The 26,824-nt window shown below is 41.8% G+C and carries 20 protein-coding genes and 1 tRNA gene; 13 read left to right on the plus strand and 8 right to left on the minus strand.

Annotated elements, in window-relative coordinates:
- The first annotated feature begins 11 nt into the window (after nucleotides 1-11).
- The 3 genes from LX73_RS10410 (at nucleotide 12) to LX73_RS10420 (ending at nucleotide 4,399) form a co-directional block, all read left to right on the plus strand.
- On the plus strand, nucleotides 12-2,504 hold the full coding sequence (locus LX73_RS10410; protein ID WP_148899438.1) for an acyl-CoA dehydrogenase: 2,493 nt from the start codon (nucleotides 12-14) through the stop codon (nucleotides 2,502-2,504).
- Nucleotides 2,505-2,682: 178 nt separating this feature from the next.
- Nucleotides 2,683-3,159 carry an Lrp/AsnC family transcriptional regulator gene (locus LX73_RS10415; protein ID WP_148899439.1) on the plus strand — a complete coding sequence of 159 codons (477 nt, stop codon included), beginning with the start codon at nucleotides 2,683-2,685 and terminating at the stop codon, nucleotides 3,157-3,159.
- Nucleotides 3,160-3,163: 4 nt separating this feature from the next.
- On the plus strand, nucleotides 3,164-4,399 hold the full coding sequence (locus tag LX73_RS10420) for a trans-sulfuration enzyme family protein (RefSeq protein WP_148899440.1): 1,236 nt from the start codon (nucleotides 3,164-3,166) through the stop codon (nucleotides 4,397-4,399).
- Nucleotides 4,400-4,464: 65 nt separating this feature from the next.
- On the opposite strand, the gene LX73_RS10425 is transcribed toward LX73_RS10420, so the two are convergent.
- The 3 genes from LX73_RS10425 to LX73_RS10435 are packed head-to-tail and all read right to left on the minus strand — an operon-like array spanning nucleotide 4,465 to nucleotide 6,312.
- Nucleotides 4,465-5,250, minus strand: coding sequence for a TPM domain-containing protein (locus tag LX73_RS10425; protein ID WP_148899441.1), 786 nt, complete (start codon nucleotides 5,248-5,250; stop codon nucleotides 4,465-4,467).
- A gap of 15 nt (nucleotides 5,251-5,265) precedes the next feature.
- The gene (locus tag LX73_RS10430) at nucleotides 5,266-5,706 is read right to left on the minus strand and encodes a TPM domain-containing protein (RefSeq protein ID WP_148899442.1); all 441 of its coding nucleotides are present in this window, start codon (nucleotides 5,704-5,706) and stop codon (nucleotides 5,266-5,268) included.
- 18 nt (nucleotides 5,707-5,724) lie between these two features.
- A complete protein-coding gene (locus LX73_RS10435; protein ID WP_148899443.1) occupies nucleotides 5,725-6,312 on the minus strand; it encodes a LemA family protein in 588 nt (195 codons plus the stop codon).
- A 246-nt stretch (nucleotides 6,313-6,558) separates the two neighbouring features.
- Between LX73_RS10435 and LX73_RS10440 the strand changes: the two genes are divergently transcribed.
- The 3 genes from LX73_RS10440 to LX73_RS10450 all read left to right on the plus strand — a co-directional run bounded on the left by LX73_RS10440 (nucleotide 6,559) and on the right by LX73_RS10450 (nucleotide 10,422).
- On the plus strand, nucleotides 6,559-7,251 hold the full coding sequence (locus tag LX73_RS10440) for an HAD family hydrolase (protein WP_148899444.1): 693 nt from the start codon (nucleotides 6,559-6,561) through the stop codon (nucleotides 7,249-7,251).
- Nucleotides 7,252-7,280: 29 nt separating this feature from the next.
- A complete protein-coding gene (gene purL / locus LX73_RS10445; RefSeq protein ID WP_148899445.1) occupies nucleotides 7,281-9,527 on the plus strand; it encodes a phosphoribosylformylglycinamidine synthase subunit PurL in 2,247 nt (748 codons plus the stop codon).
- Nucleotides 9,528-9,702: 175 nt separating this feature from the next.
- Nucleotides 9,703-10,422 (plus strand): SDR family oxidoreductase, encoded by a 720-nt coding sequence (locus LX73_RS10450; RefSeq protein ID WP_148899446.1) that lies wholly within the window; start codon nucleotides 9,703-9,705, stop codon nucleotides 10,420-10,422.
- Between the two features lie 89 nt (nucleotides 10,423-10,511).
- On the opposite strand, the gene lat is transcribed toward LX73_RS10450, so the two are convergent.
- Nucleotides 10,512-11,846 carry an L-lysine 6-transaminase gene (gene lat, locus LX73_RS10455; protein WP_148899447.1) on the minus strand — a complete coding sequence of 445 codons (1,335 nt, stop codon included), beginning with the start codon at nucleotides 11,844-11,846 and terminating at the stop codon, nucleotides 10,512-10,514.
- 113 nt (nucleotides 11,847-11,959) lie between these two features.
- Here lat and LX73_RS10460 point away from each other — a divergent pair.
- Nucleotides 11,960-12,032 (plus strand) — tRNA-Met (locus tag LX73_RS10460).
- A gap of 462 nt (nucleotides 12,033-12,494) precedes the next feature.
- Here LX73_RS10460 and rocD read toward each other — a convergent pair.
- Nucleotides 12,495-13,730 carry an ornithine--oxo-acid transaminase gene (gene rocD / locus LX73_RS10465; protein WP_148899448.1) on the minus strand — a complete coding sequence of 412 codons (1,236 nt, stop codon included), beginning with the start codon at nucleotides 13,728-13,730 and terminating at the stop codon, nucleotides 12,495-12,497.
- A 216-nt stretch (nucleotides 13,731-13,946) separates the two neighbouring features.
- On the opposite strand from rocD, the gene LX73_RS10470 reads away from it, so the two are divergent.
- The 6 genes from LX73_RS10470 to alr all read left to right on the plus strand — a co-directional run bounded on the left by LX73_RS10470 (nucleotide 13,947) and on the right by alr (nucleotide 20,118).
- Nucleotides 13,947-15,494 (plus strand): sodium:solute symporter family protein, encoded by a 1,548-nt coding sequence (locus LX73_RS10470; protein ID WP_148899449.1) that lies wholly within the window; start codon nucleotides 13,947-13,949, stop codon nucleotides 15,492-15,494.
- A gap of 1 nt (nucleotide 15,495) precedes the next feature.
- Entirely contained in the window at nucleotides 15,496-15,936 is a 441-nt protein-coding gene (locus LX73_RS10475; protein WP_148899450.1) for a GNAT family N-acetyltransferase, read from the plus strand.
- Between the two features lie 3 nt (nucleotides 15,937-15,939).
- Nucleotides 15,940-17,010, plus strand: a complete 1,071-nt coding sequence (locus LX73_RS10480; RefSeq protein WP_148899451.1) for an alanine racemase — start codon at nucleotides 15,940-15,942, stop codon at nucleotides 17,008-17,010.
- Nucleotides 17,011-17,085: 75 nt separating this feature from the next.
- On the plus strand, nucleotides 17,086-17,682 hold the full coding sequence (locus tag LX73_RS10485; RefSeq protein ID WP_148899452.1) for a peptidoglycan DD-metalloendopeptidase family protein: 597 nt from the start codon (nucleotides 17,086-17,088) through the stop codon (nucleotides 17,680-17,682).
- Between the two features lie 106 nt (nucleotides 17,683-17,788).
- Nucleotides 17,789-18,946 carry an amidohydrolase gene (locus LX73_RS10490; protein ID WP_211359414.1) on the plus strand — a complete coding sequence of 386 codons (1,158 nt, stop codon included), beginning with the start codon at nucleotides 17,789-17,791 and terminating at the stop codon, nucleotides 18,944-18,946.
- Nucleotides 18,943-20,118 (plus strand): alanine racemase, encoded by a 1,176-nt coding sequence (alr, locus tag LX73_RS10495; protein ID WP_148899454.1) that lies wholly within the window; start codon nucleotides 18,943-18,945, stop codon nucleotides 20,116-20,118. Before LX73_RS10490 ends, alr begins: the two co-directional genes overlap by 4 nt.
- A 221-nt stretch (nucleotides 20,119-20,339) precedes the next feature.
- Here the strand turns inward: alr and LX73_RS10500 are convergent, their stop codons facing one another.
- The 3 genes from LX73_RS10500 to LX73_RS10510 all read right to left on the minus strand — a co-directional run bounded on the left by LX73_RS10500 (nucleotide 20,340) and on the right by LX73_RS10510 (nucleotide 26,817).
- The gene (locus tag LX73_RS10500) at nucleotides 20,340-21,899 is read right to left on the minus strand and encodes a RagB/SusD family nutrient uptake outer membrane protein (protein WP_148899455.1); all 1,560 of its coding nucleotides are present in this window, start codon (nucleotides 21,897-21,899) and stop codon (nucleotides 20,340-20,342) included.
- 11 nt (nucleotides 21,900-21,910) lie between these two features.
- The gene (locus LX73_RS10505) at nucleotides 21,911-24,961 is read right to left on the minus strand and encodes a SusC/RagA family TonB-linked outer membrane protein (protein ID WP_148899456.1); all 3,051 of its coding nucleotides are present in this window, start codon (nucleotides 24,959-24,961) and stop codon (nucleotides 21,911-21,913) included.
- A 449-nt stretch (nucleotides 24,962-25,410) separates the two neighbouring features.
- Nucleotides 25,411-26,817: a GWxTD domain-containing protein gene (locus tag LX73_RS10510; protein WP_148899457.1), complete on the minus strand. Its 1,407-nt coding sequence runs from the start codon at nucleotides 26,815-26,817 to the stop codon at nucleotides 25,411-25,413.
- Nucleotides 26,818-26,824 lie beyond the last annotated feature (7 nt).

Genomic DNA, 26,824 nt, shown 5'->3' on the forward strand with positions numbered 1-26,824 from the left:
CCAAGTATATTATGGAATTTTTAAAAGAAAGTTTTGGATTTTTATATCAGTATCCACTTTGGGCGGTTATTACAACTATGGTCATTGTGTCTGTATTGTTTGCCGCATGGGGAACGCCGCTTTTAATATGGGGTGCCGCTGGATTTATAGCCCTGTGGGGCTTTTCGGCACCAACTTGGGCATTCTGGGTTTATGCCGGCCTTATTGTACTGTTTAATGTAAAACCCGTTCGCAGGACGTTACTATCTGGTCCGCTGATGAAGTTATTGGAGGCGATTAACTTCTTGCCGGCCATATCAGAAACGGAGCGTACGGCTATAGAAGCAGGTAATGTTTGGGTGGATGCCGAGCTGTTTTCTGGTAAGCCGGATCTTGATCGCTTGGCGAATGAGTCGTATCCCGAGTTGACTGAAGACGAGCAGGCTTTTCTGGACGGTCCTGTAGAAGAGCTTTGCGGGATGGTTGATGATTGGGATGTATTTGTGCGTAAAGGTTTTACAGATGAAGTTTGGGAATTTATGCGGGAGCACAAATTTTTCGGGCTGATTATTCCCGAAAAGTATGGTGGACTTAATTTTTCTGCAACGGCACACAGTGCTATAGTATCTAAACTTGCGTCACGGTGTGGCCCTTTGGCAACGACGGTAATGGTACCGAACTCATTGGGTCCGGCAGAATTGCTGATGCACTACGGAACGGACGAGCAAAAAGATCATTATTTGCCACGATTGGCTACCGGAGAAGAAATGCCCTGTTTTGGGCTTACCGAACCTACCGCTGGTTCTGATGCCGGGGCAATGACAGCTGAAGGAGAAGTATTCAAAGGAGATGACGGAGAGTTATACATCCGTCTAAACTTTACGAAACGGTACATTACGCTGGCTGCTATTTCTACGGTTATTGGATTGGCGATAAAGTTACACGATCCGGAGAATCATCTGGGTAATGGTGAGTTTCCCGGTATTACTTGTGTGCTTGTTCCGAGTGAGACTGAAGGGATTAAATTAGGACGTCGTCACGATCCGTTGGGCGTGCCATTTTATAACTGTCCCATTGACGGCAAAGATGCTGTAGTCTCTGTTGATCAAATTATTGGTGGTCCCGAGAATGCCGGTGACGGTTGGCAAATGTTGATGGAGTCGCTAGGCGTGGGTCGTGGTATTTCATTGCCCGCCCAAAGTACCGGCGGTGCTAAAGTAGCAACCCGAGCACTGGGAGCTTACACTGCCGTTCGACGACAGTTTGGTATCAATATTGGAAAGTTTGAGGGTATCGAAGAACCGATGGCCCGTATAGGTGGTTCTACTTATTTGTTAGATGCTGCACGTAGATATACTTGCGGCGCGCTCGACACTGGCGAAAAACCATCGGTGGTTACGGCTATTGCCAAGTACAATTTTACGGAAATTGCCCGTGATATTATTAATGATGCAATGGATATTCAGGGAGGAGCTGGAATTTCACGTGGACCTCGAAATATTCTGGCCCATCAATATATTGCTATGCCTATTGCCATTACGGTAGAAGGAGCTAATATTTTGGCCCGAAGCCTTATGATATTTGGACAGGGGGCAATCCGTTGCCACCCCTATGCGTATGATGAGATTAATGCCCTTACGGAAGGTGATACTAGAAAGTTTGATAGTGCTTTCTGGGGGCATATTGGTCATGTAGTACGTAATACAGGTCGTGCATTATTAATGAGTATTACCCGCGGCAAATTCACCTCGACGCCGGTAAGCGGTGCGGCCTCGAAGTATTATAAGAAACTGTCTTGGGCATCTGCCTCCTTTGCCTTACTTGCTGATATTGCATTGGGATCATATGGCGGGGGACTTAAAATAAAAGAAAAGATAAGCGGACGCTTTGCTGATATCCTTAGCTGGATGTATTTGGCTACTGCTACACTTCGACGCTATGAAGCTGAAGGAAATCAAAAAGAAGACAAAATTTTCTTTGAATGGGCGATGGAGCATGCCTTTGGCCAAATTCAAGAGGCTTTTGATGCTATTTATGAGGATATAAGCGTTCCGGGATTAAGCTGGTTATTTCAAGGTCCCATTGCACTGTGGTCCAGGGTAAACCGTATTGGTAGTCGGCCTTCCGATAAGCTTGGGCATAAAGTTGCACAGGCTATGCAAAAAAGAGGAGCCCAGCGTGATCGAATGACGGATGGTATCTATATGCCTGAGGATATTGATCAGGCAATGGGCCGATATGAACATGCGCTTGAATCGCTCGAAAAAGCAGAGCCTGTTTATAAGAAAATTCATAAAGCAACCAAGAAAAAAGAACTGCCTAAAACACAGCCGCGTTTTGTCATTGATGAAGCCAAAGAGAAAGGTATCATCACGGATGAAGAGGCAGAACTGATCCGAAAAGCAGAAGATGCACGCGTAGAACTTGTGCAGGTGGATGAGTTTACGCTGGAGGAGTATGAGAATCAGACGCCTTCGACTCCCGAACTAAAAGACAGTGCCGAGGCTGAAAATGTAGCAGGATAGCTGGTATAATAATTTAGTCTGAGTATAAGAGCCTCGTTAACCTTTAGGGTTGACGGGGCTTTTTTATTGCAACCAATTTATATTGATTATTACGAATAAAAATAGTTATTTAGTCTATGTAATATAATTTATATAGTATATAATTCTTTTAAAAGGTTAAAGAATAGCTTAATATGATATGTCTGGTTATAATTTAGATGATATTGATAGAAAGATTTTAACCATCCTTCAACAGGACGGACGTATCCCCAATAATAAATTAGCTGACAAGGTTGGCCTTACGACAACGCCTACTTTAGAGCGTGTAAAGCGCTTGGAGAGGGAAGGTATTATCAAAGGATATGGTGCCCGGGTAGATGAAGAAGCAATTGGAAAAGGTTTAGTCGTTTTTTGTTCGCTTCGGCTGGCGGTGCACCAGATGCATACATTAGACGAGGTTTGTGAGCGCATTGATGAGATGTCAGAGATTCAGACCTGTTATCACATAACCGGTGACTCTGACTTTTTGCTGAAGATTGTCGTCAAAGATATGTCGGCCTATGAGAATTTTATGCATGATAAACTAACCCGACTGCCGGGGATTGAGCGTATCTATAGTAATATTGTGCTGTCCACGAAAAAAGAAAATCATCATCTTCCGATAGACGAGGATTAAGACCATGAACAAATCAAAATTCAGTATCGAAAGCGAAACTGTACATGCAGATCATCCCAAAAGTGATCCGTTTGGTTCACATGTAATGCCGATTTACCAGACTTCAACCTTCAAATTTGATTCTGTAGCAGACGGTCGCAAATTTTTTGCTCATGAGGAGGGTGGAGCAACGCATTCTTATTCAAGGTTAGGTAATCCAACTGTAGATAGATTGGAAAGTATACTTGCTCGGTTGGAAGGTTTGGGTTTACCAGACAATAAAGAAATTTCAGCTCTGGCATTCAGTAGTGGTATGGCGGCAATAAGCACTGCATTGATTGCTATGGCGAAAGAGGGAACAGTCATTGCACAACCCGCCCTTTATGGCTGCACCGGACAGTTTTTGAAAGAGGAGGCTCCGGAGCTGGGTATTGATACGCATTTTTTGAATTTGAATGATCTGGATGCTTTGGATAAAGCCTTGAATGATAACCCGGATGTGAAGGTGATTTATGCTGAAACGATTGCCAATCCAACAATGGAGGTATCAAATATTTCTGCAATTGCTGATTTGGCTGAAGCTTACGATGTGACATTTGTTGTTGATAATACCTTTGCTACACCGTATCACCTACGGCCACTGGAGCATGGAGCAGATATTGTGGTACATTCAGCTACAAAGTATTTAAATGGTCATGGCACGCTCATTGGTGGGGCAGTAGTTGGTCGGAATACTATTTTTGAGGAGTTTAACCTGGCAACGTATCGAAAAAATTTGGGCGGCGTCATGAGTCCTTTTGAAGCCTGGTTGCTGTTAAATGGGTTGAAAACGTTTAGCCTGAGGATGGAGCGCCACGCTGAAAATACGATGAAGATTGCAGAATACTTGGACCAGCACGAAGCTGTTAGTAATGTATTTTACCCGGGACTACATTCTCATCCAGATCATGATTTAGCGTCTGATATTTTTGAGGATGGTTATGGAGGAGTATTAAGTTTTGAGCTCAAAGGTGGTTTTGATTCCGGTGTGGAGCTCATGGAAAATGTTGATCTTTGCACGCTGGCCGTGAGTTTGGGTACGGCCGATACACTGATTCAGCATCCTGCCTCAATGACGCATTCAGTGATGGATGAAGAGTTGCGTTTGCAGGCGGGTATTACTGATGGATTAGTCCGCTTGGCTGTTGGTATTGAAAAGGGGGATGATATTATTGCTGATTTAACCCAGGCATTGGCTAAGGTTGAGCCGGTAACGATTTAAAATTCTAAAAGCCCGCTACTGTTAAGGTTTGGGGCTTTTAGATTAAGGTCTTATCAAACACAATTTTACCAGCCACCACTCGCGCCACCACCACCAGAGCCGAATCCGCCTCCGCCGCTAAAACCACCGAAACCACCGCTGCTTCCTCCTCCGATTGAACTTCCACCAGAGCCACCGCCAAACAATATGAAACCTGCCGGACCCAGTGTACGTCTGCGTTTCCCTTTGCCTTTACCGCGCCCTTTGCGAGAGGAAGAATAGATTACAAAAATGATGAAGAGGGCAAAAATGATGTATGAAGCCATATCATCATCTTCTGAAGATTTTTTGGTCAATTGGCCCTCAAATTCTCCGCTGGACAGTTGTATTAAAGCGGAGGTAGCCTCGTCCAGTCCTTTATAGTAATTACCCTTTTTAAAATTTGGGTTCATAATCTGCCGGATAATTCGTCCAGCCATAATATCGGGTATAGCACCTTCCAGACCATAACCTACCTCAATACGCATTTTCTGTTCTTCTTTGGCTACTACAATAAGTACGCCGTTATCTTTATTTCCCTGCCACATCTTCCAGTCATTGAATAGGGTCGTAGCTGTTTCTTCAATAGAAACCCCATTTAGACTTTTTAACATCGCAATGGCAATGACCGTCGTGGTAGTATCTCGATAATTGCGAAGCTTGGTTTCCAGCCGTTCTTGATCGGAGTTGCTGAGCATATGGGCATAATCATTCACATGGCCAGAGGGTTCAGAAGGTAAATTTTGTGCCACTGCTGTGGGAAGAAGACACAGTAAAAACACGCTTGAAAGTAACAGTACGGATAATGATTGTTGAAATCGCGAAAAGGTCATATCAAAAGTAAAATCTTAGTTATCCTGATAGCTTATTTCATTGGTTAGTTCATCAATGTCATCGTGTTCGTAGGGATACAGTTCAGCAAGTTTGCCTGCGACTTCACTGATTGCCTCCTGAATTCCTTTTGCAAACTCATCTTTTTTGAAATGAGTAAGCAGAATATTCAGTACATCATTCCAGTATCCTTCCTGTACCTGTTTATCGATACCTTTACCAGCATAAACGGCGGCTTTATGATCTTCAAAAGCGATATAGATGAGCACGCCATTTTTTCTTTTTGTAGCATCCATACCTAAATCGTGAAAAATACGTGCGGCGTGTTCCAGTGCATTTCCGTTGCATTGTTTTTGGATATGGACGCGAACTTCTCCGGTTGTTTTCTGTTCGGTCTTGTTAATGGCTGCTATAATTTGCTGCTCCTCTTCTTCTGTAAGTAGTTCTTGTGTTGCCATTGTCTTGATAGTTTATAGTCAGTTAAAATTTACTTCGGGCGTTTCACTGGCGCCTTCTTCAGCCTCGAAGTAGGCTTTCTTATCAAAGCCGAGGATACTTGCAAACAGGCTGCCCGGAAATTTACGAATTGCGGTATTATAGGTTTGTACTGATTCGTTAAAGCGTTGTCGTTCCGTGGAAATACGATTCTCGGTTCCCTCCAGCTGCGTTTGCAGATCCTGGAAATTTTGATTGGCTTTAAGCTCAGGATACTTTTCGACCGTTACCAATAATCTGGATAGTGCTCCGGAAAGTTGCTTCTGGGCTTGTTGGAACTGTTGTACTTTTTGCGGATTGTTTAGATCTTCAGCCGAAACCTGAATGGAGGAAGCCTTGCTGCGAGCTTCGGTAACCTGAGTAAGGGTCTTCTGTTCAAAATCTGCTGCCCCTTTTACGGTATTTACTAAGTTAGGAATCAAGTCTGACCGCCGTTGATACTGATTTTCAACTTGTGCCCAACTTTGATTTACTCTTTCTTGCTTTTCTACCAGGCTATTGTTTACGCTCACCCCATAAAATATTATGAGGGCTGCAATAGCAATTCCGATAATAGTCTTAATATTCATTTGCCAAAAATTTGAGTGAAAGATTTGCCATAATATACGAAAGCTTAATAAAATTGATACAACATATCACTTGTTAAAAATAAATCGAGTTTAACTCTGTGTAATAAAAAATGTTATAGCCATCTACCGTTGATTTTGCCGCTGATAGCTCAGCAGTAAATCAATTTTAGCCGAACAATATTTTTTGATCAGTATGGAGTTCCCTATCTTTAAGCTCTTAATTTTCAATATGCTAATTTTGTAGTTTTGTCCTACAGCTTTATTTATTTTGATCTGGATGATACGCTGCTCCACCACAAAGAAGCTGAGCAGTCAGGATTAAAGGATGTCCACAGGCACTTTCCATTTTTTGAGGATATTGATGTACAAGAACTTATTGATGAATATCACAAGATAAACAGTAAGCAATGGAAGAAGTACAGCCAGGGGGAGGTGAGCCGTACGGAACTTCAGCGCAATCGCTTTGAACAGACGCTACAAAATTTGGACCTGGACGGTAGCAAGTACAAAGAGGTTGGGGATCAGTACTTGCAATTTTACCGCAATCACTGGCAATGGGTTGATGGTGCGGAACAAGCCTATCAGAAAATATCGGAGTATCATCCGGTGGGAATCTTAACCAATGGATTTGCCGAAACTCAGCGGCTTAAGTTTGAACAGTTCGGATTTTACGAATCAGCTGATCATACAATAATATCCGAAAATGTAGGTGCACTTAAGCCTGATCCCAAAGTATTTGCCCATGCCACCGAGCAAGCCGGCGTAGAAAAGGATGAGATCCTGTATGTCGGTGATTCTTTTTCTTCTGATGTTGAAGGTGGTTCACAATATGGATGGAGTATTGCATGGTTTACATCCAATGGGGATACGAACAAGCACAAGAAAGCTGATTTTGTTTTTCAAGATTTTGACGCATTAATAAATTATTTGGAAATATAACCTTCCAACACTTACATATTTTATAACTGATGTCTGATACAACCATTAAAGAACCAGAAGTAACACTTGAATTAGCCAAAGATCACGGACTTACAGAAGAAGAGTTCGAGATGGCCAAGGATTATCTCGGACGTATGCCGACCTTTACTGAGCTGGGGGTGTATTCGGTGATGTGGAGTGAGCACTGCTCATATAAAAATTCCATCCTGGAGATTAAAAAACTGCCCAACGAAGGCCCGCAGATGTTGGTTGATGCCGGCGAAGAAAATGCCGGCTTGGTTGATATTGGAGATGGGCTCGGTTGCGTATTTAAAGTGGAAAGCCATAACCATCCATCTGCCATTGAACCATATGAAGGTGCAGCAACGGGTGTGGGCGGCATTCACCGCGATATTTTTACGATGGGAGCGCGTCCCATTGCCAGCCTAAATTCTTTGCGATTTGGTGATCTTGATACTCCTCGCGTTCGCTTTTTGCTGGATGGCGTGGTACGCGGCATTGCAGACTATGGCAATTCCTTTGGCGTGCCGATGGTAGGTGGAGAAATATACTTCGATGAAAAGTATGAAGGCAATCCACTGGTTAATGCTATGAGTGTTGGTATTGTCAAAGAAGATGAAACGGCATCCGCTATTGCCGAAGGAGTAGGCAATCCCGTAATTATTGTTGGTTCTGATACCGGCCGGGATGGGATCCATGGTGCGACGTTTGCCTCCGAAGAGATTAGTGAAGAAAGCGAAGATAAACGTCCAAGTGTGCAGGTGGGCGATCCTTTCTCGGAGAAACTACTGCTCGAAGCTACGCTCGAAATTATCAAAAATGGGGGCATTGTAGGTGTACAGGATATGGGAGCAGCAGGGATTAGCTGTTCATCTTCTGAGATGACTGCCAAAGGGGGCGTGGGCATGCGTCTTGATTTAGATAAGGTTCCGGCACGTGAAGACGGTATGACAGCTTATGAACTATTGCTTTCTGAAAGTCAGGAGCGGATGCTGGTAGTGGCCGAGAAAGGTCGGGAGCAAGAAATTATTGATATATATGAGAAGTGGGACCTGAACGCTGTGGTTATCGGTGAAGTAGTAGAAGGCGAAAATGTGACCTATGTCAAAGATGGAGAAGTGAAGGCCGATATTCCCGCTGACAGTCTGGTATTGGGCGGCGGAGCACCGCGCTATGAGCGCGAAGCCACTAAACCAGAATATCTCGAAGAGACACAGAGCTTCGATATGCATTCACTGGACCATTCTGATGATCACGAAGCTATCGTGAAACAGTTACTGGGAGCCGCGAATATCGCATCCAAACGATGGGTTTATGAACAGTATGATACTATGGTACGTACTAATACAGTTAACGGTCCCGGTGCCTCAGATTCAGGCGTGGTACGTATTAAGGGAACGGATAAGGCTTTAGCCGTTAAGACTGATTGCAATGGTCGGTATGTGCATTTAAATCCGCGTAAGGGTGGACAAATTGCCGTCGCCGAATCGGCGCGAAATGTTGTTTGCAGCGGTGCCAAGCCGATGGCTATTACCAATTGCCTGAATTTCGGGAATCCTTATAAACCCGAAGTATATTGGACATTTAAAGAAGCATTGGCGGGCATGGGTGATGCGTGCCGAACGTTTAATACACCGGTAACCGGTGGAAATGTAAGTTTTTATAATGAAAACCCGGAAATGGCGGTCTTCCCAACGCCGGTGATCGGCATGTTGGGTTTGATTGAAGATCTGGAGAACGATCGTATGACCCCGGAGTTCAAGAATGAGGGCGATATCATTTACTACATGGGTGCAGAACGGGAAGGACTTGGTGCAAGTGAATACTTACATGCAGTACATGATCTTAACACCGGAGATGCACCTGAAATTGATCTGGACTTCGAAGCGCAATTACAATCAACACTTTTGGAGGCGATACAGCAGAATCTGGTGAATGCAGCCCATGATATCTCTGATGGTGGATTAGCAACAACCTTGGCAGAAATGGCGATGTTTGCTGGGAAAGGCGCTTCCATTTCAGTAGATGAGCTTAAGAATAGTACTCACGAAGTATTGTACAGTGAAGCACAATCCGGAGTGGTAGTCACTTGTGGTAAAGATCAGCAGTCATCGTTAGAAAATCATTTTTCAGATAATGATATTCCATTTGTTAAATTGGGAGTAGTAGGCGACCAGGAAGATGATTTCGAAATTGCAGATCTGTTAAGATTGTCAACAGACGAGATGTTGTCGATTTATGATAATGTGATTCAGGCCGATATGCAGCAGCGGTAAAGTGAGATTAATATCTCACTTGGCTGTTGAGGCAGGCTCTCATGCTTCTCACAGATAACATTGAATTTTCTGGCACCGTAGCTCCGCTGCGGTGCTTTTGTTTTAGATGAACGAATCTTGTTGCAAAGTCCTTTATAGAGCAGACCAGAAAACCAGAATAAAAAGTATTAGCATAATGGAAGATAAGGTTGTACTCATTGTTGGCGGTTCAGGTGGAATTGGCAGTGCATGTGGACGCGTATTTGCTAAGGCTGGTGCAAAAGTAGTGCTTGCCGCCCGCAATCAACAGAAAGTTGAAGAAGTGGCTAAAGAAATTAATGATGAAGGCGGTGAAGCATTTGTAATCAATGTGGAGGTTACAGACTTAGCTTCGGTATCGAAAATGGCGCGTGAAGTGACTGAGGACCTGGGATCTATTGATGTGCTCGTGAATGCTTTTGGTACTGCTGTAATTCAGCCACTGCTTGATATCAATCCCGAAGATGCCAAAGAGATGCTGGATGTAAATGTGTATGGCACCTTTCTGGTGACGCAGACGGTAGTGCGTTATATGGCGACTAAAAAGAAGGGGCGGGTTATTATGTTTCCCGGCAGTGTAGGTAAGTATTCCATGAAAAATTCGTCGCTTTATTCTGCTTCAAAATTTGCTATCACCGGATTTACAAAATCTCTTGTGAAAGAATACAAGCGTAGCGGTGTCAAGTTTACGCTTATGTATCTTGGCGGTGTTGATACCCCAATGTGGGATAGTGAAACAGTAGATATGCGTGTACAGAAAGACAAAATGTTGTCGGCCGAGGAAGTGGCAAAATCCACTTATTATGCTGCCAATCAGCCAGAAGGATCGGTGCTTAATGAGATTACTATCCAGCCTGAGTCACATCAGATGGTATAAAAAGTAGGCCCCTGACAGTAAATAACCAGACCGTCTACTGCCAACGGGCTACTTTATTTTAGTCAGCAGTTGCTGATTAGTTATAATACTTACACCTTATCACGAACAGTCTTGATGGATTGACCAATAATCTCGACTCCTTCATCAATTTGCTCTTTCGAAACAGTAAGGGGTGGTCGAAAGCGCATTGTTCTTGAACCGCAAGACAAAATCATGAGCTTATTTCTTTTGCATTCTTCGATGACAGCATCGCGGATGTGAGAGTTGGGAAAATCGATAGCACAAAATAATCCTTTTCCGCGGGGATTTTGTACGTGCTCAAACTGTTGATGTAGATCTTGGAGTCTATCCTGCAGGTAGGTTCCAACTTTGGCAGCATTTTCAACAAGATTCTCTTCTTCAATTACCTGCAGAATCCGTCCAAATCGAACCATATCCACAAGGTTGCCGCCCCAAGTCGAATTAATACGTGAAGACACGTTGAAGCAGTTATCTTCAACTTCATCGACGCGTTCGCTGGCCAGTATTCCACATACCTGGGCTTTTTTACCAAATGCTAAAATATCGGGTTTAACGTAATGCTCATGTGCCCAGAATTTGCCCGTCAGCCCTACACCAGTCTGTACCTCATCATAAATAAGTAGTGCTTCGTGATTGTCGGCTAAGTCGCGCAGTGCCTGGTGGAATTCTGGCCGAAAATGCCGGTCTCCGCCCTCACCCTGAATAGGTTCGATAATAATACAGGCAATATCATTTTTATATATATCAAAAAATCGTTTGGCTTGGGCAATTGCACGCTCTTCATCTTTTACGGTTTCACGAATGTTGTCGTCCGTAGCCGGATAGGTCATGGCTGGAGAAATAGCGCGCGGCCAGTCGAACTTAGGAAAGTATTTTACTTTGGTGGGGTCAGTATTGGTGAGTGACATAGTATAACCCGTACGACCATGAAAAGCCTGCTCAAAATGGAGTACTTTATGTCCTTTTTCTTGCCGATATCCTTTTTCAAAATTCTTTTGCACTTTCCAGTCGAAGGCTACCTTAAGTGCATTTTCTACGGCCAGGGCTCCGCCGGAAATGAAAAACGAATGGGGTAAATAATCCGGTATACCCACACGATCAAAATTATCTACAAATTTGGCCATCTCTTCGGTATAAACATCCGAGTTTGATGGCTTGTTGACGGCTACTTTACCGATTTTATTACGGAACTTGTTATTGGCCAGCCGTGGGTGATTCATTCCCAGGGGATTAGAAGCAAAGAATGTAAAAAAGTCCAGATATCGATCACCATTCCGGGCATCATATAGGTAGCTACCTTCACTTTTTTCGAGGTCGAGCACCATATCATACCCATCAGTTAAAATATGCTTGCCAAGAATATCGTGAACTTGTTCGGCCGTTACGTTATCAGTCTGAGACATAAGCTATTTCTATTGGTTAAACAGTGTTTTAGAGAGGAATGGTGTGTCCCTGAAGAAAATTGAATTTACTATTGACAAGTACCCATGTCAAGCCTTAACTTTGGGACTCACATCGCGGGGTGGAGCAATTGGTAGCTCGTCGGGCTCATAACCCGAAGGTTAGAGGTTCAAGTCCTCTCCCCGCCACTACCAAAAGCGACTTTCTCAAGACGAGAAAGTCGCTTTTTTATTTTTAGGAAAGAAATACAATATATACTGTTTACGTACCGTATTCATCAGAATATGGTAAACTTTATATCAGATATATCTCGAACAGGGAATTGAATTCCATAAGGAATTAACTACCAAGAGAGGGTTGTGAAAATCGGTCTTAAAAGTTGCTTGAGCTGAAATAATGGGCTGGGAAACAACTCGAAAAGCACAAGGCCGATCTTCTTTTTAGGATTTCATCTGTCGGTTGGCTTCCCCAAAAAATCGATCTAATAAGAAAAGAGAACGGCTATTACAGTAACTGTTATAAAAGAAAATAAGGAGAGAGACAGTAAGTGTTATGGTTTAGAACAAGTATCGAACTATAGTTATGAGCTTTAACGGTTTAGTACCCACTGTCGCAAGTTTATAACTTGTGACAATGGGATTTTGTATACACTAAACAGCCGTTTTTTCATATTGTTCAATAGTCTTCTTAATGATCTTGATACAATTATAAAGTTGTTCTTCAGTCATAACAAGAGGAGGTGCAAAGCGAATGATATTGCCGTGCGTAGGTTTGGCTAGGAGTCCATTTTCTTTTAGTTGCAGGCAAATATTCCAGGCAGTATCACTATCTTCAGAGTCATTAATCACAATGGCATTAAGCAGTCCTTTTCCTCTTACGAGCGTTACCAAATCCGACTGTTCAACAAGTTTATTCATTTCTTCGCGAAAGATTGCCCCTAGCTGTTCTGCATTTTCAGCAAGCTTTTCATCTTCAATAACTTGAAGTGCTTCCATAGCTACAGCACAAGAAAGCGGATTACCACCATAGGTAGAGCCGTGTTCACCGGGCCGCAGACATTCCATTACAGGATCATCAGCCAGTACTGCTGATACCGGATAAGCCCCACCAGACAATGCTTTCCCCAAGATTACAATATCAGGATGCACATTTTCATGATCTACGCAAAGCATTTTACCAGTTCGGGCAATGCCGGTTTGAATTTCATCAGCAATAAAAAGTGTATCGTACTTCTCACACAGTTCAGCTGCTCTTTTAAGATAACCGTCATCGGGAACAACCACGCCGGCTTCACCCTGTATAGGTTCTACCATAAATCCTGCTACATTTTTTTCTTGCAGTGCCTGTTCCAGCGCTTCCAAATCATTATAGGGTACAGAAACAAAACCAGGAGTGTAGGGGCCAAAATTTTTGCGTGCCACTGGGTCATTCGAGAAAGAGATGATACTGGTTGTTCGACCGTGGAAATTACCTTTGGCAACAATGATTGTTGCTTGTTCCGGTGTCAGGTTTTGCTTTTCATACGACCATTTTCGGCAGAGCTTAATGGCTGTCTCCACGCCCTCAGCTCCCGTATTCATTGGCAACAATTTGTCGTATCCAAAAAGATCGTGCATGTATTTTTCATATCTGCCGAGCTGATCACTGTGGAAAGCACGTGAGACCAACGTTAATTTTTCGGCCTGATTTTTTAATGTTTCTACAATTCGGGGATGGCAATGTCCCTGGTTAACTGCCGAATAGGCTGATAAAAAATCATAATATTTATTACCCTCAGGATCCCATACATGTACGCCTTTACCTTTTGATAATACAACAGGCAATGGATGGTAATTATGAGCTCCGTAATACTGTTCTAGTTCTATGGCTTGTGGGGTAGAAATCATAAATACTTATTAATTAAAAATGGTATATAAAATAGAATGATTTTTGGTCAAGAAAAATTGCTTTGGTGATATTATAATATATTGCAGAAAGGCCGAACTGAAATTTGGTATTTACATCTGTTTACGGCTATATTAAGTGCAAATTAAAACCCTTGAGCTGTAATACTCAAGGGTTTTTCTATTAGATAGAAGTCCAATTTATTCGACAATTGTTATATGCATTGGATTGACCTGACGATTATTGGCTGTTATATGGTAGCCATGTTAGGTTTTGGGTTATTCTTTTTGAAAAAAAATGAAGGAGCTGATGACTATTATGTAGGCGGTCGCAACATGGGTAGTCTGCACGTTGGCCTTTCAGTTGTTGCTACTGACGTCGGCGGTGGATTCTCTATTGGTCTTGGTGGCTTGGGTTTTGTGATGGGCCTATCGGGATCATGGATGCTCTTTACAGGTTTGATTGGTGCTTGGCTTGCCGCTGTGCTTCTTATCCCAAAAGTGAAAGGGAATAAAGCCTTTGATAATGCTTACACCTTTCCAGAAGTTTTTAAGTATTATTTTAATCCTAAAGTAGCTTTGGTAGCCGGTATTATTTCGGCAGTGGGATACGCTGGTTTTACAAGCTCTCAGATTTTAGCCGGCGCGAAGCTGGCAACAGGCACTTTCGCTGATCTGGACTTACAAACAGCACTTATTATTATGGGGTCTGTAGCCGTACTTTATACCGTAATGGGCGGGCTCAAAGCTGTTATTTACACTGATACCGTACAGTGGGCCATCCTAATGGTCGGACTCATTTTTGTAGGTATTCCTATATCATACTATGCCGTGGGCGGCTGGGAAGCTATTTCACAAACTGTTGATCCGGCTCTGCTTTCAATGACAAATATGGATTGGCAACGCGTGGTGTACTGGGCAGTCACGATTATTCCTATCTGGTTTGTAGGCATGACGTTGTACCAGCGCATTTACGCTTGTAATGACGAGGAAACGGCTAAGCGAGCCTGGTATTTAGCCGGACTTTTTGAATGGCCGGTGATGGCATTTATGGGTATTTCCTTAGGACTGTTTGCTAAAGTGGGTGCTGCTCAAGGCATGTTCGATTATTTAGGTGTTGCAAACGCTGCCGAGGCCGATCCTGAAACTGGTCTCCCTATGCTGTTACGTACCGTACTGCCCGTTGGACTTATGGGGATTATGATGAGCGCCTATTTTTCGGCTATACTCTCTACCGCAGATAGTTGTCTGATGGCCGCATCCGGTAATGTAGTTTCCGATATTATTGGTTATTTTAAAGATGTTGACCATGACAGCGATACCTTTTTGCGGTTTTCGCAGATAACGACCCTTATCATTGGTGCCGGAGCATTATTAATAGCTACAAGAATGACTAATGTGCTTAATCTAATGCTGTACTCATATGCATTTATGGTATCAGGATTGTTCGTACCTATTTTGGGTGCACTTTACTGGCCCAAGAGTAGCAGCACAGGTGCAATTGCAGCTATGATCTTAGGCGGGGGAACAACACTGGCGCTGGAACTTTTGCTGCAAACTATTGTTTTAAACCTTCAAGTTATACCATTGTTTAATTTACCGAAAATTGTTTGGTCTATAGAAAAACTACCTGCCGGACTAGATGCTAACGTATTTGGTATTAGTGTTTCAGCGATCGTATTCTTTGTTGTTTCACTGATCTTTCCCGATAGTAAGGGATCAAAAGCCGAAGTACAGGCACAAGAAAATATTAATGCAACTGCTTAACATGGAATTTGATATTATACAATCTGATATCCAGAATCCCACAGCTTTTAGTCGCGAAGATATCGCAGACTTTTTGTATGAACATCTAGATGAATATGGAGATGAAAAAAAGCATATATTATCGTGCATCAGTTATGCATATGGAGATAAAGAAGCTCAGGACGGTTTTATTTTAGTTGCCCATAAGGAGGATCAAATTTTAGGTACGGTAATTATTAACGATACCAACATGGCTGGCTTTATTCCCGAGCATATTTTGGTGTATATTGCCGTAGCGTCTGAGGCACGCGGACAGGGATTGGGTAAAAAACTGATGGAACGAATTATTGACGAAACCGAAGGAGATATAGCGCTGCATGTTGAGCCCGACAATCCTGCCAAGCACCTGTATGAGAAATACGGGTTTACGAACAAATATTTAGAAATGAGACTTAAGAAATAGGGAATGGCCTATTTAAAACTGTATCGTGATAAACTACGCGATAACTACGATTATCTCGATAATCTGTTCAAAGAAAATGGCATCAAGTGGGGTATTACCACAAAGCTGCTCTGTGGACATGAAGAATATTTGAAAGAAGTAGCTGATCTTGGGATTGGTGAAATGCTTGATTCCCGGATCAGCAACCTGAAAAAGATTAAGGAGATTGACCCCAATACTCTGACGACATATATCAAGCCACCGCCGAGAGATATTATCGATTCGGTGGTAAAATATGCTGATGTGAGTCTTAATACTGAGCTTTCTACGCTCCACGCTCTTTCCGAAGAGGCCCAACGGCAGGATAAAATTCATAAGGTCATTATCATGATTGAGTTGGGTGACCTGCGAGAAGGGGTGATCAGGGAAAATTTGATCGATTTCTATGAGAAAGTTTTTAAGCTCACCAATATCGAAGTGATTGGGATTGGTGCCAATCTCAATTGCATGCACGGGGTAATGCCTGATGAGGATAAGCTGATTCAGCTTTCACTTTATAAACAGATTATTGAGCTTCGCTTTGATAAAAACATCCCCTTGGTATCCGGTGGAACAACAGTGACCATACCACTACTTTTGCGTAACCAGCTGCCCAGCGGCGTGAATCATTTTAGAGTAGGGGAGGCTCTGTTCTTTGGAAAGAATTTATTTACAGAGGGCACGATCGAAGGGATGCATAATGATGTTCTTGAGCTTTATTCGCAGGTTATTGAAATAGCCGAAAAACCCAAAGTGCCCAGTGGAGAACTGGGTTTGGATCCACAGGGAGAAAGGACTGAAATTGACGAAGATCAGCTGGGAGAAACTTCCTATCGCGCCATCTTGGATATTGGATACCTGGATATTAATCCCGACCATCTTATAGATATAGAAGGGAATGTTGAAATTGCCGATGCCAGCTCGGATATGCTTATTCTTGATGTGGGTGAAAATGAAGCCGGCTACGAGGTTGGTGACTTTATTCGTTTTCGAATGAAATACATGGGAGCCCTTGGTATTATGAACTCCGACTATATTGATAAAATTGTAGAGTAACAATTTTGTCACTCTGTCCGTTAATAGCATGTTGCTTAGTATTTCTTTAGGATATAAATAGTTTAATTTTAATCTATGTCCGACTTATCTGATTATAGTTTTTCAAAAGTAATGGATTATCCGGATGATCCGGAAGCATTTTATATATTTGATTTTTCTGGCGGATATGATGAAGCATTTATCCGAGAACAGGGTTGGGGAATTGGCCGATATAACGAAGAGCGTACCGATATGTATAATACGCCTTTGTTTGATGGTCGCAGGAATATCCACATGGGTATTGACATCTGGGCATCGGCAGGGGAGCCCGTTTTCTCTTTTTGGGAGGGGCTAGTTGTTTATAAACAACAAAACGACAACGACGGTGACTACGGTCCTACTATTGTTATCAAGTACAATTTTGATAATGAAGATTTATTTGCCTTATATGGACACTTGTCCCGCGAATCTTTGGAGATGGTAAAAGTAGGAGGTGAGATTGCAAAAGGACAGCAGATTGCCACTCTCGGTAGCGAAAAAGTCAACGGAGGGTGGGAGCCTCATCTTCATTTTCAACTTTCGGTTGATGATCCCAAAGAAGCCGATATGCCCGGTGTAGTTTCAGAAAAAAATAGAGAAGAGGCGTTAGAAAAGTACCCAGATCCCCGAATAATATTAGGAGATTTGTATTAAGTAAAAAGAAGAGTGTTTCTATCGTTTTACTCTTATTACCATTGGCAATTCTGCGTGAAAATCCACTAATTAAGCATTGTGGAAATTTAGAGTTAGAATGTACAGCATGCCTTTTAATATTGACAGTGATCTTACAGAATTAACGAGCATTCGGCATCATCTTCATTCCATTGCAGAAATTTCGGGGAATGAACAAAAAACCAGTAAATTTATTACAGATTTTTTGGAAGAAACGGCCCCCCATCATCTGCAAACCGGCATTGGGGGAGAGGGAATTTTAGCTACCTATAAGGGAGACCATACAGGCCCACATATTTTGCTGCGTTCCGAACTTGATGCGTTGCCCATTCCCGACATAAATGATGTTGATTACCAGTCAAAGACTGAAGGCGTTGGTCACAAGTGCGGCCACGATGGACACATGACTATATTATGTGGAGTGGCTCAGTTATTGGCTCAAAACCCTTTAGAAACCGGAAAGGTATCACTGCTTTTTCAGCCAGCCGAAGAAACGGGACAGGGAGCGTCAAGGGTTGTTGAGGATGAAAAATTTCAAGATTTATCGCCAGATTATTGTTTTGCTTTGCACAATCTTCCGGGCTTTCAGAAGCACCAGATTATTGTTCGTAAAGATGTATTTGCAGCAGCATCAGTAGGATGTATTATTCGCCTCAAAGGGGCAACGGCGCATGCTGCCCATCCCGAAGAAGGTAAGAGTCCGGCATTGGCGATGGCGCAAATGGTTGAAGCGTTTTCGGCTATTCCTCAATTCTACAGTTCACTAGAGCAGGCCGCAAAGGTAACGGTTATTAATGCCGACCTGGGGGAGCGAGCTTTCGGTACTTCTCCCGGTGAGGCAACTGTCATGGCCACACTTCGCGCCTATGATGATAACGTCTTGGCCAACTTGAAAGAACAGTGCCTGCGTATTGCCAACCATACTGCAAAAACGTATGAACTTGCTATTGATCATGAATGGGTAGAGGAATTTCCTTCAACGATTAATAATAGTGAGGCCGTAGATTATATAACTTCAGCTGCTCAGAATTTAGAGCATAAGTTAAATGTAAAACAGTATCCGTTTAGCTGGTCAGAAGACTTTGGTCATATCACGGCGGAGATTTCAGGTGCTATGTTTGGATTAGGAGCAGGAAAAGAGCAGCCTGCTTTGCACGCCGAGGATTATGACTTTCCTGATGAAATTATTTCCACTGGAATTTCAATGTTTATGCAAATTGTAACAGAGGTATTGAACGAATCATGAAGAATGCTTTATATCCATCCCGTATTGAGCTGAGTAAATCATCTTTTGAGAAAAATGTTTCATTTCTACAGGATTACGTTGGTAAGGATGTGGTGTTTAGTTCTGTCATCAAGGGGAATGCCTATGGGCACGGGATCGAAGATTTTGTGCCTATGGCAGAGGAGTGCGGAGTGCGTCATTTTTCAGTTTTTAGTTCTGATGAAGCTCGTAAAGCTTGTCGAGCTAAAAATTACGAGGAGACCCACGTTATGATTATGGGGATGATCAATAATGGTGCGCTGGGCTGGGCCATCGAAAATGATGTCTCCTTTTTTGTGTTTGAACTTAATAGGTTAAAGGCAGCTATCGAGGAAGCCGATCGTATTGGCAAGCAAGCACGGATCCATCTGCATCTTGAGACCGGCATGAACAGGCTGGGACTCGAAGAGCATAAATTTGAAGAAGCGGTCTCACTCATCAAGAAATATAGGCAACATTTACAGCTCGATGGAATTTGCACACATTATGCTGGAGCTGAGAGTGTTGGGAATTATGTGCGTATTCAAGAGCAAATTGAAAATTTTGAGGAATATTGCGATTGGTTTGAAGAGCGTGATATAAATCCAAAACATCGTCATACAGCTTGTTCTGCTTCGGCTCTTAACTATCCAGAGACGATTATGGACTTGGTGCGCATAGGTATCTCCCAGTATGGATTCTGGCCCAATCGTGAAACCTACATGAACTTTGTCAAACGATATCCTGATGTGCAGGCCAAGCACAAAGATCCGCTGGAACGTGTATTGACTTGGAAAAGCCAAATAATGAGCACGAAGAAGGTTCCTGCCGGTGAGTTTGTGGGATACGGCAATACTTATTTAACCAGTCGCGACCAAGAAATTGCCAGCATACCTATTGGTTATTCACACGGTTTTGGTCGTAACTTAACAAACGTAGGGATTGTATTGGTAAAAGGAGAGCGCGCACCAGTGGCAGGACTTGTTAATATGAATCTACTCACCATCGACATTACGGATATCCCCGAGGTATCTAAAGGAGATGAAGTGGTTATAATTGGTAAGCAAGGTGATCAAGAGATGACTGTTGCATCCTTTAGTGAGATGAGAAACTTCATGAATTATGAAGTGCTGGTACAGATACCGTCTTCTATACCGAGGTTCGTGGTAAAGTAAAACCTACATTCCCGGTATCATTAGGCTACTCATTTTCTGTTGAATTGCAGGTATACTTTAAATCTATTTTCTAATTATTGTAAGTAATATTAAACTAGTGATATAGTTTGTTTGCCTAACAGAGTTTTTGGAGTACTAACCAATTGGATATGTTCTTCAATAAAAAAGCCCGTCACCTTAACAGGCGACGGGCTTTTGAAATTGCTAGACAATTTTAAGAGTTATGATCCCCCTCCATATCCAGGATTCTGTTGGATATTTGGATTTGCATTAAGTTCGCTCTGAGGGATAGGGAGAACATATTTATGGCTTTGCCCAGGTACGGGGCCGTCACAAGCACTATAGTTTGAACATCCACGAATACCTGTGACCGTTTCATCGCGGTCAATTTCGGCATTTGCAGTTGGTCCCATACGCCGGAGATCAAACCAGCGATGCCCTTCAAATGCCAGCTCCTTACGACGTTCGGTAAGAATATCGGCGAACGCTTGCTGTTGATTGGCATAAGATGGTAACGGAGCACTATTCGATAAAGAACGTTCTGCACGTATTGTTTGGATGTCTTGTGCTGCACCGTTCAGATCCGGGCTAGATTTACCTGCACGGGCTTCAGCTCTGATCAGATACATTTCGGAAAGGCGAAATACCTTCTGATCGTTTAATAGTGGTGTGTCCTCACCGGATACATTTCCACTATATTTATATACAAAGTCGTGAGGTTCATCTGCTTGCACAGATGCCGGTAAATTTGCATTAGAAAATAGGTTTGTATAAAACCTAATGTCACCTGCAGAATAAAGGTTTGCAAGAGCCGCCTCTACAGTGTAATGGGCACCTGAATAGAATGCAACCTGCGCATATACATTACCAATATAGCCAGAACCTGCGGGAGTACCCACATTAGCTTGCTGGTCATAGGGATCCGCAAGTGTACGCTCTAACTTAAAGATGACCTCACCTGGTGAATCACTGCCAAACATTGGCGAATATGTACCAGTCAAATTACCACCTGAGACTGTACCGGTTGCCAGTGATATGCCACTGTTATTTATTACCTCTGTTGCCAGCGACTCAGCACGTGCATAGTTTTTCCGATATGTAGCAATACGGGCTTTTAATGCTGTAAGTGCTGCAGGGGTGAAGCGTGTAATATCTCCACCGGAAGCACTTGCATTATTTATTAAATTCTCAGCAGATTGGATATCATCGAGAATTTGGCTAAAGGTTTCGCCCGTTGTATTACGCGTAGGTTTTACATCTTGGTCTTGTACTTCCGTAGATACGATAACACCCAGCGAGCTATTATCCGTGATGTCTTCTGAGTAAAAGCTAAGTAGCTTAAAATGCTCAAAAGCACGCATAGCATATGCCTGACCAAGATAATCATCGTAGGCAGCTTGCTGGCTACTTTTAGGCTGTACATTTTGGGCTCCATTAATGAAGCGATTGATTTCATCAATTGAACTATAGCCACTGGTCCAAACAGTAGATGTAGCACTAGTGGTATTGAGCACAAATTGATACTGTCCGCCAAGCCCTTGACCACCATTACCGGGACCGATCGTAATTTCATCGGTTCGCACGGAGTTGATGTAAACTTGGTCGTAGATATCGACATTTGCATACAAACCGGAAAGGCTTAACTCTAAATCTTCCACTTTTTCAAAAGCTTGGTCTGCGGGAAGATTACCGGGTTGTTGAATGTCAGTGACACTGTCGCAACTGGCAAATGTAAATGCCAGTATAAAACTAAATAATAAAAGTCTATTTAAATTCTTCATTGTAATACGTTTTATAATTGAAGTTCAAGACCTACCGTGAAAATACGCGGATTAGGATATAGTCGAGAATTTGTAGCGTTTAACGTCTCGGGATCAAGTCCTTTCCACGGAGTAAACGTGAGTATGTTTTCTCCACTTACGAAAATACGTGCACCACGAAGGTTAACCGACTCAAGAATACTGGACGGTAAGTTATACCCTATGATAGCATTCCGCAGTCGAAAGTAATCGGAATTCACTAGGAATCGATCTGAGTTATTATCGAGACTTCTGTTAGGCGCATCGTATCTCGGTTGAGAAGCGTCCGTATTTTGTGGAGTCCAGTTGTCAAGTAAGTCTTTGGAACTTACAAACTGTCCTACACTTGTAGGATCAACCAAGCCTGCATACCGGTTATCAATTCGGTAAACTCCAATAGCATATTGCCATTGTGTTTGCAGGTAGAGCCCTTTATAACTTACGTCAAGATTGATGCTTCCCTGCCAGTCAGGATAAATATTTTTTCCTGTGGCTACACGATCTTCAGCGGGAACAGGATTCTCTGTGATGTTACCTTGAGCATCACGGAACTGGAGGTTCCCGTTATTGGGGTTTACACCTTCGTACGGATAAACATAGAATTGGTTAAGAGGACCACCTTCGCGAAGAATGGTTATCCCATTAACAATTTCTCCGTCATTTTGAGGCAAGTCTATGACCTCCTGCTTGTTGTAACCGCCCAGCACACCTAAGGTTAGGTTAAAGCCGTTGCGATTGCGCAAAAAATCATAACTAACATCAAATTCAATACCACGGTTTTCAAGTGTACCAACATTGGTATTGATGGATGTTTGTCCGGAAACTGCTGAAATAGGTTGGCTCTGGAATAGGTCATCAGTTGTTTTGATATACCCGTCTAAAGATCCAACTAAACGTGAATCAAATAGTTCGAAATCAATACCAAGGTTGGTTTGTTTAACTTCCTCCCACTTAAGTGTATTGTTTCCGAGCTGAGAGAAAGCTAGAGCAGGTGCTCCTCGGTAGAGATTGCCTGAAGAGTATAAGTTTTGGGTAAGTGAGTTTCCACCAAAAGAAGCAAATTGACCTTGAGAGCCTACAATGTTTTGGTTTCCGCTTTTTCCGTATGAAGCACGAAGCTTTAATACATCAAAAGGACCATCACTCATGAACGACTCGTTGGCAATATTCCAATAACCGGAGACAGCATAAAAGGTTCCCCATTTATTACTATCAGAGAATCGATACGAAGCATCGCGTCGGATTGTTACCGAGGCACCAAATCGATCAGCGTAACTATAATCAGCTGTACCAAAATATGATAACAGGCCTGACTTTAGCTTATTAAGACTTACGGGATTAACGTAGAAGTCATTTGTAGGACCATCTCCTATGAATGAAGATCCATCACCCGGAGTAAAAGTATTGGGAACTATTCCATTATTGGTAAACCCACTAAATTCATAGAATCCCTGATTCATTTCAAAATAAGCACCAACTGTTACTTCATGAACTTCGTTAAATTGAGTCTGATACTGTAAATTAGTATTCAGATCATAAGTAAACGATTCAGTGCTGTTAACATCTTGAACTCCATTATAACTGTTGCCTGTTTGGGCAAATATTATGGAGTTAAATGAATTTGGGTTACGGGAATACCGGTTGTCATTCCGTTCATAGTCACCGCCAAGTCTTACGTTAGCTTCCAGTTCTTTCGTAATCTGATACGATCCGCTTAGTCCACCGGTTACTTTGACTTTTCTGTCACGGTTGTTGTTATAGTTCTGTTTATCAATTAAGTAGAGCGGTGTATAAGCAAATGAAACTCCAGATAATGAAACTAAGTCAGAACCATTACCGGGATAATCCTCAGGGGTCAAGTACGGAACAGATTCCTTTGCAGCAAGCAAGGGATTTTGGTTAATACCGCTTGTTCCAATACTGGTGAGAGACTTATCGTTATTATAGTTGATAGATGTATTCACCGAGTAGTTAAACTTACGGTTATCTGACCGTCCGCTAATGTTATTTCGAACATTAAATCGCTTTAAACGAGAACCATTTAATGCTCCCTTTTGATTGGTAAAGCCAAAAGCGGTGTATGTTTTGATGTTCTCTTTACCGGTAGAAACTGATAAGTTGTGTTGGGTAGCAACAGCGGGATCAAAAAAGTAATCAATCCAGTCTGTAGTAGGAGCATCCGAAAAGTTCGAAGGATTAAGTCCTAACACGTTACCGCCCAAAACATCTTGTTCCAGCTGAAGTTGCTCAGGACCTGACAACAAATCATACTCTTCTTCGCGAATTGTAGTCCGTTTAACCTGTGCTGAGTAGTTAACTTGTACACCTGAGTTGTAAGCACCGGTTTTAGTTTGAATGAGTATAACACCATTAGCACCACGCGTACCATAAATAGCAGTTGCACCGGCATCTTTAAGTACCGTTACATTTTCAATTACGCTTGGGTTTAAGCTAGCAATGTTATCATCATTAACGGGTGTACCATCCAACAAAATAAGTGGTTCGGTATCACCATTAAGTGATGAAACACCACGAAGGTTGATTTGAGGGTCTGCACCGGGTTGTCCGCTGGAAGTTGTAATATTTAGACCAGCAACTTTCCCAGTAAGTGTTTGAGAGGCAGAAGCATTTGGAACATCATTTAAACTTTCTGCATCTACCTGAGAAGAAGAAATGCTGCTTTTCGTTTTGGTTTTTGTTTGGTATCCGGTTACCACAACATCTTCTAACTCGGCACCTGGTTTAAGTGATACATTTATTGTCACTTCACCAGACTGGACTTGAACATCTCGTTCAACTGCTCCATACCCAACATATGAGTATCTAACAGTGTATGTACCAGCAGGAACGTCGGAAATGGAATATTCTCCATTTGCATTAGTAACGGTTCCTTTTTGAAGGGATTGTATGAAAACATTTGCACTAGGTAATACATCTCCTGTATTTGCGTCAGTCACTGTTCCAGTTATAGAACCAGACTGTGCAAAAGCACTAAGGCTTACAAATACAAGAAACATACCTGCCAAAAGTATCTTTCTAAGCATAATGACCTTTGATTAGGTTAGGATTATAAAGTATAAACAAGACTGCCCTTCAAAGTATGCTTTTTGACGTTTTACATATCTGAAGACCAACTTGTACTATTAAACTTTCACCAATTTTTGGTAAAAGGATCAAATCTTAATTAAGATTTCTAGTTGATTAGAGAGCAATTATACTATAAGAATTAATGATAAAAAATAAAACTTTAAAATGGATTTAATTGGAATGGTAAATTGCTTAAACTGCTTAAAGAAAGTAACCGTCCAAGGAAAGAAAATTCTATCTTAACAAGAAGTCGTAGCAAAATCAGATCGGTTAACATACTGAGCCTGCCGATGTAATTCCTTCTAATGATTTTAGTCTTTAAGGGAGGTTTTCACTTTTGTTCAGGAGGACAGCTGGCTTTGGTGAAGCTTTACGAATAAATTATGTAATATTTAATGCCTATCATTTAAAAATTTCGTTGAAGAATAAGTCCTGAAAGCCATAATTGCCGTTGCTGAAATGCTAAGCTATAATATGATTGATTACGTTGCAATAAATAATGGTCAAATGGGAAGGACTCATTATTTATTTTTGGCTGATTAAAGATAAAAGTTCTCCTGGAGTTAACAACGTTATTAGAGTAATTCCATTTCATTTCACCCAGTGTGTTCTGTACAAAGACAGGCGGGCCAAATAAAATATATACCATGCCAGGATCTGTTTTCCATCCTTCCTTAAAATTTGAAAACTGTTTGTTGGCTTCTTCAACGCGGTTATAGTATTTCTTAAGTACTTTACGAGCTTTTACTTTATTCCCAATTTTTTTGAGCCAAAATTTATCTATAGCAGTTTTGAGTGAATCTTGATTATCTATAGCAAGTAAGTCTTCATAGTTCTCGTCATTCATCAAATAAATAAGAGGACGCGCTAACTCTCGGGGCGTTTGAAGGGTGGGGTAGTTCTTGCTTTTTACACCAAAATCACGAGCTTTGACAATTTGATCATTGTTTTGAGTTTGAGCTTTAAATCGATAGTTGCCAATACCTAATTGTTCAAAGCGAAATTCAATAAATACGTTGCCTTTATCATAAAGTTTACGGCTAGATTTTTTTAACACGTTCTTATCGTCATAATTAATGCCTGTGTATTCAATAGTAGCAGAACTATAATTACTGAAAAACATCGGCCGGGCAACAGAATTATCAGATTTTATCTGCATAAGCTGGGCATTAATCGTTAGGGGATTTGCAGCAGAGTAATTTGTTATTTGAAAACGAAATAATAGGGAATCAATCCGAGAAGGTATATTATATGTGGTTATGGGTACCCAAGATAAATTGGTGTCAGTATCTTTGCCCAGTACCCTAATATTCGTCAAATTTTTTTTATTGTTGTTAGGATTGGGAATGGAGATGGTTGCTTCTCGAGTAATCTTTTTACCAGAATTTTTGTCTGTTATTGTAGCGTATATTTTTTGGGGTCCTGATGTTGTTTGTAGTTGTTTTTCGAAGATATAAGATTGATTGATGTTGGAAATGGGTTTTTCAATCTCAATATCGTAGTGTTTTTTGTTTAAAGTTTTATTGCCTTCATTTTGGGCTTTAATAACTATATCAACAGATATATTACTTTGTTGTTGATTATTAATCTCTTTGAATGTTAAGCTTCCATATACAATATTTGCTGTAATATTTATCTTGGGATTATTGTCTGGGCTCATAAATCCCACAGTTGCCAGTTGTACTTCGGGATATCCTGCTTTGAATTTATAATCACTTCCCCGTTGAATGTGAGTATTGGCGTTTTGAGCACAACCAGTAATAATGAAAGAAAGCCCGCCTAATATGATATATATAACTTTTAAGGGATCCATAATATTT

It is taken from the genome of Fodinibius salinus, from assembly GCF_008124865.1.
Taxonomy (GTDB): Bacteria; Bacteroidota; Rhodothermia; order Balneolales; family Balneolaceae; genus Fodinibius; species Fodinibius salinus.

Excerpts from the sequence above, each read along its gene's own strand:
- LX73_RS10500 (WP_148899455.1), bottom strand. The coding sequence starts at position 21,899 with ATGAAGAATTTAAATAGACTTTTATTATTTAGTTTTATACTGGCATTT.
- LX73_RS10435 (WP_148899443.1), bottom strand. The coding sequence starts at position 6,312 with ATGAATATTAAGACTATTATCGGAATTGCTATTGCAGCCCTCATAATA.
- LX73_RS10490 (WP_211359414.1), top strand. The coding sequence starts at position 17,789 with ATGCCTTTTAATATTGACAGTGATCTTACAGAATTAACGAGCATTCGG.
- LX73_RS10505 (WP_148899456.1), bottom strand. The coding sequence starts at position 24,961 with ATGCTTAGAAAGATACTTTTGGCAGGTATGTTTCTTGTATTTGTAAGC.
- LX73_RS10450 (WP_148899446.1), top strand. The coding sequence starts at position 9,703 with ATGGAAGATAAGGTTGTACTCATTGTTGGCGGTTCAGGTGGAATTGGC.
- LX73_RS10485 (WP_148899452.1), top strand. The coding sequence starts at position 17,086 with ATGTCCGACTTATCTGATTATAGTTTTTCAAAAGTAATGGATTATCCG.
- LX73_RS10420 (WP_148899440.1), top strand. The coding sequence starts at position 3,164 with ATGAACAAATCAAAATTCAGTATCGAAAGCGAAACTGTACATGCAGAT.
- LX73_RS10415 (WP_148899439.1), top strand. The coding sequence starts at position 2,683 with ATGTCTGGTTATAATTTAGATGATATTGATAGAAAGATTTTAACCATC.
- lat (WP_148899447.1), bottom strand. The coding sequence starts at position 11,846 with ATGTCTCAGACTGATAACGTAACGGCCGAACAAGTTCACGATATTCTT.
- LX73_RS10480 (WP_148899451.1), top strand. The coding sequence starts at position 15,940 with ATGGCCTATTTAAAACTGTATCGTGATAAACTACGCGATAACTACGAT.
- LX73_RS10470 (WP_148899449.1), top strand. The coding sequence starts at position 13,947 with ATGCATTGGATTGACCTGACGATTATTGGCTGTTATATGGTAGCCATG.
- purL (WP_148899445.1), top strand. The coding sequence starts at position 7,281 with ATGTCTGATACAACCATTAAAGAACCAGAAGTAACACTTGAATTAGCC.
- LX73_RS10410 (WP_148899438.1), top strand. The coding sequence starts at position 12 with ATGGAATTTTTAAAAGAAAGTTTTGGATTTTTATATCAGTATCCACTT.
- LX73_RS10425 (WP_148899441.1), bottom strand. The coding sequence starts at position 5,250 with ATGACCTTTTCGCGATTTCAACAATCATTATCCGTACTGTTACTTTCA.
- alr (WP_148899454.1), top strand. The coding sequence starts at position 18,943 with ATGAAGAATGCTTTATATCCATCCCGTATTGAGCTGAGTAAATCATCT.
- LX73_RS10475 (WP_148899450.1), top strand. The coding sequence starts at position 15,496 with ATGGAATTTGATATTATACAATCTGATATCCAGAATCCCACAGCTTTT.
- LX73_RS10510 (WP_148899457.1), bottom strand. The coding sequence starts at position 26,817 with ATGGATCCCTTAAAAGTTATATATATCATATTAGGCGGGCTTTCTTTC.
- rocD (WP_148899448.1), bottom strand. The coding sequence starts at position 13,730 with ATGATTTCTACCCCACAAGCCATAGAACTAGAACAGTATTACGGAGCT.
- LX73_RS10430 (WP_148899442.1), bottom strand. The coding sequence starts at position 5,706 with ATGGCAACACAAGAACTACTTACAGAAGAAGAGGAGCAGCAAATTATA.